We start from the raw sequence: 259 nt of genomic DNA on the forward strand, positions 1-259 counted from the left end.
TTAAATGAAATATCGAGGCCGATTTCATCTTCTTGGTCGTAGTCAGTATACTTTGACACTTTAGAGGACTGAATCACCTCGCTGCAAAGATTGGAAAATTTAACCTGCGATATTTGGTTATTCGCATGAACCTTGTTTACGTTATCCTGGAACATAATGTATGGATACCCTGATTCATATCTAAGGATGGCCAGTTTCTCAAGAAGCTTCCGAGCACTTCCTTTAGCTTTTCTGACATTGGGATTGTTCACTAACTCAT

General features: G+C 39.0%; 1 protein-coding gene. It reads right to left on the reverse strand.

Translation table 11 applies throughout. The features are described from left to right. A partial coding sequence (locus R0J87_RS21905) for a ribonucleotide reductase barrel domain-containing protein (protein WP_498888945.1) occupies nucleotides 1-259 on the reverse strand: 259 nt, incomplete at both ends.

Source organism: Halomonas sp. SIMBA_159, assembly GCF_046536035.1.
Classification (GTDB): Bacteria; Pseudomonadota; Gammaproteobacteria; order Pseudomonadales; family Halomonadaceae; genus Vreelandella; species Vreelandella venusta_A.